This window comes from Pseudomonas sp. CF161, assembly GCF_000416215.1.
GTDB lineage: Bacteria > Pseudomonadota > Gammaproteobacteria > Pseudomonadales > Pseudomonadaceae > Aquipseudomonas.
In genome coordinates this window covers 12,575-27,898 of sequence record NZ_ATLP01000080.1, presented here as the reverse complement: position 1 = coordinate 27,898, position 15,324 = coordinate 12,575, and the positions used below count along the sequence as shown (strand labels likewise).

The window sequence follows — 15,324 nt, the reverse complement described above, 5'->3', positions numbered from 1 at the left end:
CTGCCGGCCGACCTGCAGGCCCAGACCCGCCAGCGCTGGTCCGGCGAAGTCGACCTGTGGCTCACCGACCTGGAGCACGACACCCGCCTCGCCGACCTGTTGCAGGCGCCGCTGCCGGCTGCCGCGCTGGACCTGGCGCAGTGCCGCTTGAGCCTGTGCACGTCCGGCTCCAGTGGCGAACCCAAGCGCATCGACAAGACCCTGGTGCAACTGGCCAACGAGGTCCAGGCCCTGGAACAGCTGTGGGGCGCCGAACTGGGCAGCGCCTGCATGATCGGCAGCGTCGCCGCGCAACACATCTACGGCCTGCTGTTTCGGGTGCTGTGGCCGCTGTGCGCCGGGCGCCCGTTGGTGCGCCGCCAGTTGCCGTTCCCCGAAGACCTGCAACGCGCCAGCCGCGAGTACCCGGCCTTTGCCTGGGTCGCCAGCCCGGCGCTGCTCAAGCGCATGGGCGACAACCTCGACTGGCCGGCCCTGAGCCAGGTCAGCCGGGTGTTTTCCTCGGGCGGTGCCTTGCCCGCCGAGGCCGCGCACAGCCTGCAACAGCGCCTGGGCCAGTGGCCGACCGAGATCTTCGGCAGCTCGGAAACCGGCGGCATCGCCTGGCGCCAGGGCGCGAGCCTGTGGCAACCCTTCGCTGGCGTGCAATTGAGCCAGGACGCGGACGGCGCGCTGCTGATCGCCTCGACCTACCTGCCAGAAGGGCATATCGAACACAGCGCCGATGCCGCGCGGATCGAGGCCGATGGCCGTTTCGAGCTGCTCGGGCGCCTGGACCGGATCGTCAAGCTGGAAGAAAAACGCATCTCCCTGCCCATGCTCGAACAGGCCCTGGCCAGCCATGCCTGGGTCAGCGAAGCACGCCTGGGCGTGGTCCAGGAAAACCGCGCCTCCCTCGGCGCCGTGCTGGTCTTGAGCGAAGCGGGCTTGCAGGCCCTGCGCAATAGCGGCCGCCGCCACCTGACCCAAACCCTGCGCCAGCACCTGAGCCAGCACTGCGAAGCCCTGGCCCTGCCGCGCCGCTGGCGGTTGCTGCGCCAACTGCCGCTGAACGCCCAGGGCAAGTTGCCCCAGGCCGAGGTCGAGGCCCTGCTGCTGGCACCTCGCCCGCAAGCGCCTGAAGTGCTGGAACAGCACGAACAGGACGGCGAGTGGAACCTGCAACTGAGCATCCCCCCGGACCTGGCCTATTTCAGCGGGCACTTCCCGCAGACCCCGGTATTGCCCGGGGTGGTCCAGGTCGACTGGGCCCTGGCCCTGGGCCAGCAACTGCTGGATCTGCCGGGCCGCTTTGCCGGCATGGAAGTGCTGAAGTTCCAGCAACTGGTGCGCCCCGGCGACCAGGTGCAGTTGCACCTGCGGTTCGACGCTGAGCGCGGCAAATTGTATTTCGCCTACCGCAATGACACGGCGGCCTGTTCCAGCGGGCGCATTTTGCTGGAGGCAGCCTGTGGATAAGTTTTATCGGGGAATCTGCGTGTTCTGCGCCATTGGCCGCAGCCTGCGGCAGGGGGCGGTCGATGCATAAGCCCTGTGCAGTGATTCCGGTTTATAACCACGAAGACGCGGTGCCGGCGGTGGTCGAGGCCCTGCTCGCCGGCGGCTTGCCCTGTGTGCTGGTGGACGACGCCAGCAGCCCGGCCTGCGCGGCGGTCCTGGAGCAACTGGCCAGCCGCGAGCAGGTGTTCCTGATCCGCCTGGCACTGAACCAGGGCAAGGGCGGCGCGGTCATGGCCGGGCTGCGCGAGGCCTCGCGCCTGGGTTTCAGCCACGCCCTGCAAGTGGACGCCGACGGCCAGCACGACCTGCGCGATGTGGATAACTTTATCGCCAGCTCCCGGGTCCACCCCGAGGCGCTGATCTGCGGTTATCCACAGTACGACAGCAGCGTGCCCAAGGGCCGCCTGTATGCCCGTTACCTGACCCACGTGTGGGTCTGGATCAACAGCCTGTCGTTGCAGATTCCCGACTCCATGTGCGGCTTCCGGGTCTACCCGCTGCCGCCGGTGCTGGCGCTGATCGATTCGGTCAAACTCGGCAAGCGCATGGATTTCGATCCCGAAGTCCTGGTGCGCCTGGCCTGGCGCAATCAGCCGATGCGCTGGCTGCCGACCAAGGTCCACTACCCCACCGATGGCCTCTCGCACTTTCGCCTGTTGCACGACAACGCGTTGATTTCCAGCATGCACACCCGGCTGTTTTTCGGCATGTTGCTGCGGGCGCCGCAGATCCTCTGGCGACGGTGGCGGGCATGAGCCAGAAACAGCATTGGGCCGAGCATGAAGAACGCGGCAGTTTCTGGCTGATGAAGCTCACCGCGTTCGGGGTCAGAATCCTCGGGCGGCGGGTGCTGAGCCCGGTGCTGTACGCCATCGTCCTGTACTTTTTCCTGTTCGGCCGCAACGCCCGGCACAGCGCCTGGCAGTACCAGCAACGGCTCGCCGACTGGAGCGGACGCCACGACTTGCGCCCGACCCAGCGCCGGGTGTTCGACCAGTTCATGGCCTTTGCCGATGCCCTGCTGGACAAGCTCGACGTGTGGAACGGCAAGCTGCGCATCGAGCAGATCGAGATCGTCGACCCGGCGCTGCTGCGCAACGAGTTGCGCGGCGAACGCGGGCAGATGCTGGTGGGCGCGCACCTGGGCAACCTCGAAGTCTGCCGCGCCCTGGCTGAACTCGGCGAGCAGGTGACCATGAACGTGCTGGTGCACACCAAGCACGCCGAACGTTTCAACCGCCTGCTGGGCGAGGCCGGGGCCACCAACCTGCGGCTGATCCAGGTCAGCGAGCTGGACCCGGCGATCATGCTGCAACTGAGCCAGCGCCTGGACCGTGGCGAGTGGCTGGCGATTGCCGGCGACCGCGTGCCGCTGCACGGCGGACGCAATGTGCGGGTGGATTTCCTCGGCCATCCGGCAGCCTTCCCCCAGGGCCCGTGGCTGCTGGCAGGATTGCTCAAATGCCCGGTCAACCTGCTGCTGTGCCTCAAGCAGCAGGGCCGCTACCGGGTGATCCTCGAGCCCTTCACCGACGCCGTGGCCTGGAAACGCAGCGACCGCGAGCAGGTGATCGCCCAATGGACCGCCCGCTACGCCGAACGCCTGGGCCAGTACTGCCTCGAAGCGCCGCAACAGTGGTTCAACTTTTACCCATTCTGGAAGACCGATGACGACGCATCCGCTTGAGCCGGTAACCTTCGGCGAACTCCCCTTGCGCATCGAAGACGTGCTGGCCCTGGCCAACCGTCAGGTGCCCGTGCAACTGCAAGGTGATGCCGGGTTTCGCCAGCGCATCGCCAAAGGCGCGCAGTTTCTCGACTCCTTGCTCGACAAGGAAGGCGTGATCTACGGCGTCACCACCGGCTACGGCGACTCCTGCGTGGTGGCGGTGCCGCTGCAACACGTCGAGGCCCTGCCGCGCCATCTGTACACCTTCCACGGCTGCGGCCTGGGCAAGCTGCTGGATGCCCAGGCCACCCGCGCGGTACTGGCGGCGCGCTTGCAGTCGCTGTGCCACGGCGTGTCCGGGGTGCGGGTCGAGCTGCTGGAACGCCTGCAGGCTTTTCTCGAACACGACATCCTGCCGCTGATCCCGGAAGAAGGCTCGGTCGGCGCCAGTGGCGACCTGACGCCGCTGTCCTACGTGGCCGCGACCCTGTCCGGCGAGCGTGAAGTGCTGTTCCGTGGCGAACGGCGCCAGGCCGCCGACGTACACCGGGAGCTGGGTTGGGACCCGCTGGTGCTGCGCCCCAAAGAAGCCCTGGCGCTGATGAACGGTACCGCGGTGATGACCGGCCTGGCCTGCCTGGCCTTCGCCCGCGCCGATTACCTGCTGCAACTGGCGACCCGCATCACCGCGCTGAACGTGGTGGCCCTGCAGGGCAACCCCGAGCACTTCGACGAGCGCCTGTTCGCCGCCAAGCCGCACCCGGGGCAGATGCAAGTGGCGGCCTGGCTACGCCAGGATCTGGCGATCGACGCCCCGACCGCGCCGCTGCACCGCCTGCAAGACCGCTATTCCCTGCGCTGCGCGCCCCATGTCCTGGGGGTGCTGGCCGACAGCCTGAACTGGCTGCGGGCGTTTATCGAGACCGAGCTCAACAGCGCCAACGACAATCCGATCATCGACGCCGAAGCCGAGCGCGTGCTGCACGGCGGGCATTTCTACGGCGGGCACATTGCGTTCGCCATGGACAGCCTCAAGACCCTGGTGGCCAACGTCGCCGACCTGCTCGACCGGCAGCTCGCGCTGCTGGTGGACGTGCGTTACAACCACGGCCTGCCGAGCAACCTGTCCGGCGCCAGCGCCGAGCGCGCGATGCTCAACCACGGCTTCAAGGCGGTGCAGATCGGCACCAGCGCCTGGACCGCCGAGGCCCTGAAAAACACCATGCCGGCCAGCGTGTTCTCGCGCTCCACCGAGTGCCACAACCAGGACAAGGTGAGCATGGGCACCATCGCCGCCCGGGACGCGATTCGCGTGCTGGAGCTGACCGAACAGGTCGCCGCCGCCACCCTGCTGGCAGCCAACCAGGGTGTGTGGCTGCGCGCCCAGGCCGCCGATGCGCGCCCCTTGCCGCCGGCCCTGGCGGCAATGCATGCAGAGCTGGCCAGGGACTTCCCGCCGGTGATCGAAGACCGCGCCCTGGAAGGCGAACTGCGCCTGTGCCTGCAACGCATCGCCGAGCAACACTGGAGGCTGCATGCGCAGTAAGGGAGTGCTGCACGCCGACACCCAGATCCTGGTGCCGTTTTTCGACGTCGACACCATGCACGTCGTCTGGCACGGGCATTACGTCAAATACCTGGAAGTCGCCCGCTGCGCCTTGCTCGACAAGATCGGCCACAACTACACGGCCATGGTCGAGTCGGGCTACGCCTGGCCGGTGATCGACCTGCAACTGCGCTATGTGCGCGGCGCGGTGTTCGGCCAGACCCTGAACGTGCGCGCCAGCCTGGTGGAGTGGGAAAACCGGCTGAAGATCAACTACCTGATCACCGACCTCGCCAGCGGCGAACGCCTGACCCGCGCCAGCTCGGTGCAGGTCGCGGTGGACATGGCCAGCCGCGAGATGCAACTGGCCTCGCCCCGGGTCTTTACCGACGCCGTGGCCAAGGTGCTGCCATGAGCCGGTTGAATCTCCTGCCCCTGGCCAGGGCGGCCCTGTCGGGCCTGGTGCTGCTGGGGTTCAGTTCCCTGGCCCAGGCCTTCGACCTGCAACAGCTCAGCGAGCAGTTGGCCAAGCCCGAGGTTATCCACGGCAGCTTCATCCAGGAAAAACACCTGCGGGCCCTGCCCCAGCCCCTGACCAGCAAGGGCACCTTTGTCCTGGCCAAGAACCACGGCCTGCTCTGGCTGCTGAAAACGCCGTTGCAGCAGGACTACCGCATCACCGGCCAGGGCATCGCCCGGCGTGACGCCAACGGCTGGCAGATGCTGCCGGGCAAAAGTGCCGGCGCCGAGCAGAACCGCCTGTTCCTCGCGGTGTTGCAAGGCGACAGCAGCGGCCTGCAGCGCGACTTCGAACTCACCCTGGCGGGCGACGCCCAGGACTGGAAACTGACCCTGACCCCGCGCTCGCTGCTGCTCAAGCAAGTGTTCACCCAGATCAATATCGACGGTGGTGCCCTGGTGCAGCGCATCGAACTCCTGGAAACCCAGGGCGACAGCACCCTGCTGCAGATGCGCGACAGCACCAGCAGCCAACCCTTGAGCGCAGCGGAGCAACATGACTTTGCCCAGTGAGCGCTGGTTACCCAGGCTGTTCCTGATCCTTTTGGTGGCGGTGCTGGCCCTGGCCGGCTGGCAATGGCGCCACGGTGCGCCGCTGTCGGCCAACCTGATGGAGCTGGTGCCGGGCACGGCCCCGGACGCCCTGGAGCTCAAGGCCGAGCAGCGCATGCAAGAGCCGCTGAACCGCGAAATGCTGGTGCTGGTGGGCCATGCCGAGCGGCAGCAGGCGGTGGCCATGGCCCAGCAACTGGGGGAACGCTGGCAGGCCAGCGGGCTGTTCGAAAAGGTCCAGTGGAACCTGCAAGCCGACCTTCCGGCACTGCGCAACCAACTGCTGCAAGGCCGGCTGGCGATGCTCTCGGCGGCCGACCGGCAGCAATTGATCGAACAACCCGCGGCCTTTATCCAGCAGCGGGTCCAAGCCTTGTTCGACCCCTTTACCGGGTTCAGCCTGGTGCCGAGCCAGGATGACTGGCTGGGCCTAACCGGGCGCATCCAGAACAGCCAGCCGCAACGCGGCGCGGTGCAACTGGACATCGGCAGCGGCGCCCTGGTAGCCGACGCCGACGGCAAGAGCTGGGTGCTGCTGCGGGCACGCACCACCGGCAATGCCTTTGATATGAACCTGCCGTTGCAGGTGGCCGAGCTGCTCCGGCAAAGCCGCGAACAGGCGAGCCAGGCCGATGTGCAATTGCTGGCCGCCAGCGGCCTGCTGTACGCCGCCAATGGCCAGCAGCAAGCCACCCGGGAAATCACCTGGGTCGGCGGCGGTGCGACCCTGGGCATCCTGCTGCTGTTGCTTCTGGCGTTCCGCCGGCTGCGGGTGCTGCTGGCGTTTGTCCCGGTGCTGGTGGGCATGTTGTTTGGCGCGGTGGCCTGCGTGGCGCTGTTCGGCCATATGCATGTGATGACCCTGGTCCTGGGCTCGAGCCTGATCGGCGTCGCGGTCGACTACCCGCTGCATTACCTGTCCAAGAGCTGGAGCCTGAAACCCTGGCACAGCTGGCCGGCGTTGCGCCTGACTCTGCCGGGCCTGAGCCTGAGCCTGGCCACCAGTTGCATCGGTTACCTGGCGCTGGCCTGGACCCCGTTCCCGGCCCTGACCCAGATCGCCGTGTTCTCCGCGGCCGGCCTGCTCGGCGCCTACCTGTCGGCGGTGTGCCTGCTGCCGGCCTTGCTCAAGGGCGCGGACCTGCGCCCGGCGCAATGGCCGCTGCGGGTTGCGCAGTGGCTGCTGCAACTGCGCGCGGCCCTGCTGCAACGAGTGCCGAGCCCGGTGCTGCTGGCCCTGCTGGCCGCATTCTGCGCCGCCGGGCTGTGGCAGCTGACCAGCAAAAACGATATCCGCCAGTGGGTCGGCGCACCGCCGCAATTGCTCAACGAAGCCCAGGCCATTGCCCGCATCACCGGCTACCAGCCCACCAGCCAGTTCTTCCTGGTGCGCGCCGCCGACCAGCAGCAATTGCTCGAACGCCAGCAAGCCCTGGGCGAACGCCTGGGGCAATTGGTGAAACAGGGCAAATTGCAGGGTTATCTGGCGCTCAATCAACTGGTCAATCTGCCCAGCGACCAACAGCAACTGCGTGAGGCCCTGACGCGTCTGCCGCCATTCTGGCAGCCGCTGCTGGATCTCGGCGTGCCCGCCAGTGCCCTGCAGGCCGAGCTGGCCCGGTTGCAGGCGCTGCCGCTGCAAGACATCGACGCCGCCCTGAAAGGCCCGCTGGCCGAACCCTACCGCACACTGTGGCTGGGCGCCGGCCCCGAAGGCGTGGCGGCCATGGTCAGCCTGCAAGGGCTGAACGATGCCAGCCTGCTGCGGGCCCAGGCCCGGGACCTGCCCGGGGTGCAACTGGTGGACCGGCTTGGCGAATTGAATAAAGTCTTTGCCGCGACCCAGGTCAGCGCCGCCGAACTCAAGCTCGCCTCCTGCGTGCTGATCGTGTTGCTGCTGATTCTGCCGTTCGGCTTCGGCGGGGCCCTGCGCATCGTCGCGCTGCCGCTGCTGGCGGCCCTGTGCAGCCTGGCCAGCCTCGGCTGGCTGGGGCAGCCGCTGACCCTGTTCAGCCTGTTCGGCCTGCTGCTGGTGACCGCCATCAGCGTCGACTACGCCATCCTGATGCGCGAGCAGATCGGCGGCGCCGCCGTCAGCCTGCTGGGCACCCTGCTCGCGGCCCTGACCACCTGGCTGTCGTTCGGCTTGCTGGCCATTTCCAGCACCCCGGCGGTGAGCAATTTCGGGCTCTCGGTCAGCCTCGGGCTGGCCTTCAGCTTTATGCTCGCGCCCTGGGCCGGGCAGCAGCAACACCCCGCCAAAGTCACGGAGCCAAGCCCATGCTGATCGCCCTGTTCTGGTGCCTGGCCCTGGCACTGTTTGCCCTGGCGACCGTCATCGGTCGGCGCCTGGGCCTGATCCCGATTGTCAGTCAGTTGCTGCTGGCAACCTTCGGCCTGCCCCTGCTGATGCTGCTGTGGATCGAGCCGCACTGGCAGTTGAGCGGTGCCCAGCTGGTGTCCCCGGTCTGGCTGAAAAACCTCTACAGCCTGAGCTTCGCCCTGCTGCTGGGGCATATCCTGAGCGACGTGATCGACCTGCGCCTGGACCGCCAGAGCCTGAAGATCGCCCTGCCGAGTTTCATCATCCCCTTCGCCTGCGGCCTGGCGATTGCCTTCTGGCTGCTGCCGCCGCAGCCGTGGCTGAGCTCCCTGGCAGTGGGCCTGCTGTTTGCGATCACCGCGATCCCGGTGCTCTACCTGTACCTGCGCCACATCAACTACCCGGCCGCCGCCACTCGGCGCCTGGTGCAGACCGCGATCCTGATCGACCTGACCTGCTGGAGCCTGTTCGCCATCGCCCAGGGCAGCCTGCACCTGGCCAGCCTGCTGCTGCCCCTGGCCGGCGCCTGCCTGCCGTTGCTCCTGCGCCTGCTCGGCCTGCGCCAGCCGCTGCTGCACAGCCTGGGCTTCTTTGCGCTGCTGGTGGTGGCCGAGCACTACAAGCTCAATGCGCTGATTTTCGGCATCGGTTACCTGCTGTGCATGGCCGCCCTCAAGGTGGCGCTGGTGCTGCCGTTACAGGCAGCCTGGATGAACCGTTTGCAGACCTACATCGCCATCCCGCTGATCCTGACGTTCGGCATTGTGCAGATCAACGTGCACAGCGCCATGGACAGCCTGAGCGGGCTGCAACTGGGCGCCCTGCTGCTGGTGCCGATTGCCAGCAAGCTGGCCGGCAACTGGCTGGGCCTGGGCTGGGCCGGTGCGTCCTTCGCCGGTGCCAGCCGCTGGCGGGAGAGCCTGCTGCTCAATATTCGCGGCTTGAGCGAGATCGTGTTTCTCAACCTGCTGCTGCAACAACAGCTGATCAGCCCGGCGCTGTACTTTGCGCTGATGCTGATGGGCCTGATCGCGACCCTGCTGCCGGCAGTGGCCGGCATGCATCGCCCCCCCTTGGTCCCTCTGAATCTGAACATCGCCGAACCGGCAAGGAGCCCCAGTGCCAACAGTTGAAATGGAACGCCGCCAGGTTGTAGTCATCGGCGCCGGCCCATCGGGCGCGATTGCCGCCGCCCTGCTCAAACGCAAGGGCCACGACGTGCTGATCATCGAGCGCCAGCATTTCCCGCGGTTCTCCATCGGTGAAAGCTTGCTCTCCCACTGCCTGGACTTCGTCGAGGAAGCGGGCATGCTCGAAGCCGTGCAAGCCGCCGGCTTCCAGCTGAAGAACGGCGCGGCCTTCGCCTGGGGCGAGCGCTACAGCGCCTTTGATTTCGGCGACACCTTCAGCAACGGCAAGCCCACCACCTTCCAGGTCCAGCGCGGCGACTTCGACAAGCTGCTGGCCGACCAGGCGGCGCTGCAAGGGGTTGAGGTGCGTTATGGCGAAGAGATCGTCAGCGCCGATTTCAGCCTGCCCCAGCCGCAGCTCGGGGTGCGTCGCGAAGACGGCAGCCAGTACCAGGTCGAGGCCCATTTCGTACTCGATGCCAGCGGCTATGGCCGGGTCCTGCCGCGCTTGCTGGACCTGGAGGCGCCGTCGAACTTCCCGGTGCGCCAAGCGGTGTTCACCCATGTCGAAGACCGCATCGACCACCCCGGTTTCGACCGGGAAAAGATCCTCGTCACCACCCACCCGACCCAGCGCGACATCTGGTTCTGGAGCATCCCCTTCAGCAACGGCCGGTGCTCGGTGGGCGTGGTCGCGGCCAAGGAGCATTTTGTCGGCCGCGACCAGGACCTGGACCAGTGCCTGCGCGGCTTTATCGCCGAGACCCCGAGCCTGGCCAAGGTCCTGGCCAACGCGGTATGGGACACCCCGGCGCGGACCATCGGCGGCTACTCGGCCAACGTCAAGAGTCTGCACGGCCCGGGCTTCGCCCTGCTGGGCAATGCCGCGGAATTTCTCGACCCGGTGTTCTCGTCCGGGGTCACCATCGCCATGCGTTCGGCGAGCATGGCCGCCGCCGTGCTGCATCGTCAGCTGCAAGGTGAAAGCGTCGACTGGCAGCTGGAGTTTGCCGAGCCGCTCAAGCGCGGGGTCGACACCTTCCGCTGCTACGTCGAAGGCTGGTACGCCGGGACATTCCAGGACGTGATCTTCCACCCCGGCAGCTCGCCGGAAATCCGCCGCATGATCAGCTCGATCCTCGCCGGCTACGCCTGGGACGAGCGCAACCCGTTTGTCAGCGAACCCAAGCGTCGCCTGCGCATGCTCTCGGAAATCTGCGCGACGGAGGTGGCATGAACAGCCCCCAGCCACAGTACCTCTGCGATACGTACGTCGAGGAAACCCGCTTCGGCTTCTGGTTCCTGCGCAGCCACACCTGGCAGCACCATGTGCTGCGGGTGGCGATCAACGACCTGCGCTCGCTGTTCACCAGCGACCTGCCCGGCAACCCGGTGCTGCTCGACGCCGGTTGCGGCCAGGGCAAGTCGTTCCAGTACTTGCGCCAGGTGTTCGCGCCCCAGCGCCTGATCGGCCTGGATGCCGACCCCCACAGCCTGGAACTGAGCGCCCAGGAAGCGGCGCGCCAGGGCATGCAGGTGGAGTTGATCGGCAGCGACTGCGCGACCCTGGACGTGCCGGATGCCAGCGTCGACCTGCTGTTCTGCCACCAGACCTTCCACCACCTGGTGGAGCAGGACCAAGCCCTGGCCGAGTTCTACCGGGTGCTCAAGCCCGGCGGCTACCTGCTGTTTGCCGAGTCCACCGAGGCCTATATCGACACCTGGGTCATTCGCTGGCTGTTCCGCCACCCGATGCACGTGCAGAAAAGCGCCGCCCAGTACCTGGACATGATCCGTCGCCAGGGTTTCGAGTTCACCCCGCAGAACGTCTCCTACCCCTACCTGTGGTGGAGCCGCTCGACGGATTTCGGCCTGCTGGAACGCTTCGGCCTGCGCCGCCCGAAACCCTTTGGCCAGCGCGAAGAAACCCTGGTCAACGTGGTGGCGCGCAAGCCGTTGGGCGAGCACTGCGCGCCAGGGCAGCCGGCATGATCCGCGCCCTGCTGGTGGGTTGCCTGTTGCTGCTGGCCGGTTGCGCCAGCCAGGCGCCGCTGCCCGCAAAAACCCCGAGCCTGGCCCTGCCGTTGCAGCTGCACATCGAGCGTGAGCAGGCGGCGCAACGCCAGGACTGGCTGCTGGTGATCCAGGCCGAAGGCGCGGGCATCCGCTGGTCGCTGATGGATCCCCTGGGCATTCCCCTGGCCCGCCAGCGCCTGATCGATGGCCAGTGGCAGGCCGATGGCTTGCTGCCGCCCAACCCCGAAGCGCGGGAGCTGTTCGCCGCGCTGCTGTTTGCCCTGACGCCCGCCGCCGAGCTGTCCGAGAATTACCCCGCTGCCCAGGTCCGAGGCGAGCAACGCAGCCTCGCCCCGCGCTGGCAGCTCCGTTATCGCCAACCATTGGATTTCCAGTTGAACCTGCCTCAAGGCCTGCAGTACCACATCAGCCCGCTGACCGCCGAGCACGCGCCATGACGGTCTACCTCAACGCCCTGGGGCTGATCTGCGCCCTGGGACGGGACAAACAGCAGGTGGCCCGCAGCCTGTTTGCCGGCGACTGTTCAGGCATGCGCGACGAAACCGGCTGGGTGCCCGAGCGCAGCCTGCCGGTGGCGGCGGTCAAGGGCCCGCTGGCGGCCCTGCCCGCACACCTGAGCCGCCAGCACAGCCGCAATAACCAGCTGCTGCTGGAGGCGGCGCTGCAGATCCGCGACGACATCGATCAGGCGATCCAGGCCTACGGCCCGGGGCGCATTGGCGTGGTGCTGGGCACCAGTACGTCGGGCATCGACGAAGCCAGCCGTGGCATCGCCCATTACCTGCGCGACCAGCACTTCCCGGCCCACTACGACTACCGGCAGCAGGAACTCGGGGCACCGGCGAACTTTCTCGCCGACTGGCTGCAACTGAGCGGTCCGACCTACGTGATCTCCACCGCCTGCACCTCCAGCGCCCGGGCCCTGATGAGCGCCCGGCGCCTGCTCGACCTGGGGTTGTGCGACGCGGTGCTGTGCGGCGGGGTCGACAGCCTGTGCCAGCTGACCCTGAATGGTTTTTCAGCGCTGGAAGCCGTCAGTGACCAGCGCTGCAACCCGTTTTCGGTCAACCGCGACGGGATCAACATCGGCGAGGCGGCGGTACTGTTTCTGATGAGCAGGGAGCCCGGCACGCAGCAGCCCATCGCCCTGCTGGGCGCCGGCGCCAGTTCCGATGCGCACCATATTTCCGCGCCCGAGCCCAGCGGCCGGGGCGCCCTGCAAGCGATGCGCAAGGCCTTGAGCAATGCCGGCCTGGCAGCGCAGCAGATCGCTTACCTGAACCTGCACGGCACCGCCACCCAGCACAACGACGCCATGGAAAGCCTGGCCGTGGCCGAGCTGTTTCCCGACGGTGTGCCCTGCTCGTCGACCAAGCCCATGAGCGGCCACACCCTGGGCGCCGCCGGGGCCCTGGAAGCCGCCTTCTGCTGGCTGAGCCTGGCCGCCGACAATCGGCAACAGGCCCTGCCCCCCCATGTCTGGGACGCCCAGCCCGACCCGCAATTGCCCGCCCTGCGCTGGGTCGGCAGCGCCGATCGCCTGGCCACGGGTGCACCGCGCTGCCTGATGAGCAACTCCTTTGCCTTCGGCGGCAACAACGTCAGCCTGATTATCGGAGACGCCCCATGATCCCCTGGTCACTCGCCGAACTGCTGCCCCACGCGGGCGACATGATCCTGATCGATCAGGTCCTGGGGTTCGATGAAGAACAGATCCACACCCGCCTCACCGTCAAGCCCGGCGGCCTGTTCAACCGCGCCGACGGCAGCCTGCCGGCCTGGCTCGGCATCGAGCTGATGGCCCAGAGCGTGGCCGCCTATGCCGGCTGCCGCGCACGCCAGCAAGGGCAAGCCGTGGAGCTGGGCTTTTTGCTCGGCACGCGCAAATTCGAATGCAATGTGGAACACTTTCCGGCCGGCAGCGAGCTGAGCATCCACGCCCTGCGCTCCCTGGAAGACGACAACGGCATGGGCGTATTCGAGTGCCACCTCAGCGGCCCGGGGATCCAGGCCAGCGCTCGCCTCAACGTGTTCCGCCCGCCGCACGCGGCCCACTATCTCGACGACACACAGGAACCCCGCCATGACTGAATCCGTACTGGTCACAGGCTCCAGCCGTGGTATCGGCCGCGCCATCGCCCTGCGCCTGGCCCAGGCCGGGCATGACCTGGTGCTGCACTGCCGCACCGGCCTCGCCGAGGCCCAGGCGGTGCAGGCCGAAGTCCAGGCCCTGGGGCGCACTGCGCGCATCCTGCAATTCGACGTCGCCGACCGCGCCACCTGCAAGGCCATTCTTGAAGCCGACGTCGACACCCACGGCGCCTATTACGGCGTGGTACTCAATGCCGGGCTGACCCGGGACGGCGCCTTCCCGGCCCTGACCGAGGACGACTGGGACGACGTGCTGCGCACCAACCTCGACGGTTTCTACAACGTGCTGCACCCGGTGATGATGCCGATGATCCGGCGCCGCGCCGCTGGGCGCATTGTCTGCATCACCTCGGTCTCGGGGCTGATCGGCAACCGTGGCCAGGTCAACTACAGCGCCTCGAAGGCCGGCGTGATCGGCGCCGCCAAGGCCCTGGCCATTGAACTGGGCAAGCGCAAGATCACCGTCAACTGCGTGGCCCCGGGCCTGATCGACACCGCCATGCTCGACGAGAACGTCCCGGTGGAGGAACTGATGAAAATGATCCCCGCACAACGCATGGGCACCCCGGAAGAAGTCGCCAGCGCGGTGAACTTCCTGATGTCGGCCGAAGCGTCCTACATCACGCGCCAGGTGCTGGCCGTCAACGGAGGCCTGTGCTGATGAAACGCGTGGTCGTCACCGGCATGGCCGGCATCACCTCCCTGGGCAGCGACTGGGCCACCATCGCCGGCAACTTCAGCGCCAACCGCAGCGGCATCCGGCGCATGGACGAGTGGGATCGCTTTACCGAACTCAACACCCGCCTGGCGGGGCCGATCGATGACTTCAAGGTGCCGGCCCACTGGACCCGCAAGCAGTTGCGCAGCATGGGCCGGGTCTCGCGCCTGGCCGTGGGCGCCGCCGAACAGGCGCTGGCCGACGCCGGGCTGCTGGGCGACGAGTCGATCAAGGACGGGCGCATGGGCGTGGCCTGCGGCTCGTCCACCGGCAGCACCGACGAGATCAAGGCCTTCGGCAACATGCTGCTGAACTCGGTGGCGGAAGGCCTGAACGCCAACTCCTACGTGCGCATGATGCCCCACACCACGGCGGCCAATATCAGCATCTTCTTCGGCCTCACCGGGCGCCTGATTCCCACCTCCAGCGCCTGCACCAGCGGCAGCCAGGGCATCGGCTACGCCTATGAGGCGATCAAGTTCGGACGCCTGCCGCTGATGCTCGCCGGCGGCGCCGAAGAGCTGTGCCCCACCGAAGCCATGGTGTTCGACGCGCTGTACGCCACCAGCCTGAAAAACGACGCCCCGCAAACCAGCCCTCGGCCCTACGACAGCGGCCGCGACGGCCTGGTGATCGGTGAAGGCGGCGGCATGCTGGTGCTCGAAGAACTGGAGCACGCCCTGGCCCGCGGTGCGCACATCCACGCGGAAATCGTCGGTTTTGGCAGCAACGCCGATGGCCAGCACACTACCCGGCCGGAGCAGACCACCATGCGCCGGGCCATGGAGCTGGCCCTGGAAGATGCCGGCATCCCGGCGTCCGCCATCGGCTACGTCAACGGCCACGGCACGGCCACCGAACAGGGCGACATTGCCGAAACCCTGGCCACCAGCAGCCTGTTCGGCAGCGGCATGCCCATCAGTTCGCAGAAGAGCTTCCTCGGCCACACCTTGGGCGCCTGTGGCGCGCTGGAGTCGTGGTTCAGCATCGAGATGCTCAACCGCGACCAGTACGTGCACACCTTCAACCTCGATGAGGTCGACCCGCGTTGCGGCGAGCTGGACTACCTGCGCGGCGAGTTCCGGCAGATGAGCCATCAGTACGTGATGAACAACAACTTTGCCTTTGGCGGGGTCAACACGTCGTTGATTTTCCGCCGCTGGCCGTAACGCCCCCAAC

General features: G+C 67.2%; 15 protein-coding genes. All 15 read left to right on the top strand.

All coding sequences use genetic code 11. The annotated features are described in order from the left end of the window. On the top strand, nucleotides 1–1,458 hold a 1,458-nt coding region (locus CF161_RS14965), incomplete at its 5' end, for an acyl-CoA synthetase family protein (protein ID WP_052027213.1). A 62-nt stretch (nucleotides 1,459–1,520) separates the two neighbouring features. Next, nucleotides 1,521–2,255: a glycosyltransferase family 2 protein gene (locus CF161_RS14960; RefSeq protein ID WP_020297431.1), complete on the top strand. Its 735-nt coding sequence runs from the start codon at nucleotides 1,521–1,523 to the stop codon at nucleotides 2,253–2,255. Continuing rightward, on the top strand, nucleotides 2,252–3,187 hold the full coding sequence (locus CF161_RS14955; protein ID WP_020297430.1) for a hypothetical protein: 936 nt from the start codon (nucleotides 2,252–2,254) through the stop codon (nucleotides 3,185–3,187). The genes CF161_RS14960 and CF161_RS14955 overlap by 4 nt, the downstream gene beginning before the upstream one ends. Beyond that, nucleotides 3,168–4,715: a histidine ammonia-lyase gene (gene hutH / locus CF161_RS14950; protein WP_020297429.1), complete on the top strand. Its 1,548-nt coding sequence runs from the start codon at nucleotides 3,168–3,170 to the stop codon at nucleotides 4,713–4,715. Before CF161_RS14955 ends, hutH begins: the two co-directional genes overlap by 20 nt. Continuing rightward, nucleotides 4,705–5,130 (top strand): thioesterase family protein, encoded by a 426-nt coding sequence (locus CF161_RS14945; protein WP_020297428.1) that lies wholly within the window; start codon nucleotides 4,705–4,707, stop codon nucleotides 5,128–5,130. The genes hutH and CF161_RS14945 overlap by 11 nt, the downstream gene beginning before the upstream one ends. After that, on the top strand, nucleotides 5,127–5,747 hold the full coding sequence (locus tag CF161_RS14940; protein ID WP_020297427.1) for an outer membrane lipoprotein carrier protein LolA: 621 nt from the start codon (nucleotides 5,127–5,129) through the stop codon (nucleotides 5,745–5,747). Before CF161_RS14945 ends, CF161_RS14940 begins: the two co-directional genes overlap by 4 nt. Beyond that, nucleotides 5,731–8,073 carry an MMPL family transporter gene (locus tag CF161_RS14935; RefSeq protein WP_020297426.1) on the top strand — a complete coding sequence of 781 codons (2,343 nt, stop codon included), beginning with the start codon at nucleotides 5,731–5,733 and terminating at the stop codon, nucleotides 8,071–8,073. Before CF161_RS14940 ends, CF161_RS14935 begins: the two co-directional genes overlap by 17 nt. Continuing rightward, nucleotides 8,067–9,242: a hypothetical protein gene (locus CF161_RS14930; RefSeq protein ID WP_020297425.1), complete on the top strand. Its 1,176-nt coding sequence runs from the start codon at nucleotides 8,067–8,069 to the stop codon at nucleotides 9,240–9,242. Before CF161_RS14935 ends, CF161_RS14930 begins: the two co-directional genes overlap by 7 nt. Further along, nucleotides 9,229–10,476 carry an NAD(P)/FAD-dependent oxidoreductase gene (locus CF161_RS14925; protein WP_043229509.1) on the top strand — a complete coding sequence of 416 codons (1,248 nt, stop codon included), beginning with the start codon at nucleotides 9,229–9,231 and terminating at the stop codon, nucleotides 10,474–10,476. The genes CF161_RS14930 and CF161_RS14925 overlap by 14 nt, the downstream gene beginning before the upstream one ends. Next, entirely contained in the window at nucleotides 10,473–11,231 is a 759-nt protein-coding gene (locus tag CF161_RS14920; protein WP_020297423.1) for a class I SAM-dependent methyltransferase, read from the top strand. The genes CF161_RS14925 and CF161_RS14920 overlap by 4 nt, the downstream gene beginning before the upstream one ends. Continuing rightward, on the top strand, nucleotides 11,228–11,713 hold the full coding sequence (locus CF161_RS14915) for a DUF3261 domain-containing protein (RefSeq protein ID WP_020297422.1): 486 nt from the start codon (nucleotides 11,228–11,230) through the stop codon (nucleotides 11,711–11,713). Before CF161_RS14920 ends, CF161_RS14915 begins: the two co-directional genes overlap by 4 nt. Next, a complete protein-coding gene (locus tag CF161_RS14910; protein WP_020297421.1) occupies nucleotides 11,710–12,906 on the top strand; it encodes a beta-ketoacyl-[acyl-carrier-protein] synthase family protein in 1,197 nt (398 codons plus the stop codon). Before CF161_RS14915 ends, CF161_RS14910 begins: the two co-directional genes overlap by 4 nt. Then, nucleotides 12,903–13,367 (top strand): hotdog family protein, encoded by a 465-nt coding sequence (locus CF161_RS14905; RefSeq protein ID WP_020297420.1) that lies wholly within the window; start codon nucleotides 12,903–12,905, stop codon nucleotides 13,365–13,367. The genes CF161_RS14910 and CF161_RS14905 overlap by 4 nt, the downstream gene beginning before the upstream one ends. Further along, complete coding sequence (fabG, locus tag CF161_RS14900) at nucleotides 13,360–14,088, top strand: 3-oxoacyl-ACP reductase FabG (RefSeq protein WP_020297419.1); 729 nt, start codon at nucleotides 13,360–13,362, stop codon at nucleotides 14,086–14,088. Before CF161_RS14905 ends, fabG begins: the two co-directional genes overlap by 8 nt. Next, a complete protein-coding gene (locus tag CF161_RS14895) occupies nucleotides 14,088–15,314 on the top strand; it encodes a beta-ketoacyl-ACP synthase (RefSeq protein WP_020297418.1) in 1,227 nt (408 codons plus the stop codon). Before fabG ends, CF161_RS14895 begins: the two co-directional genes overlap by 1 nt. Nucleotides 15,315–15,324: the final 10 nt, after the last annotated feature.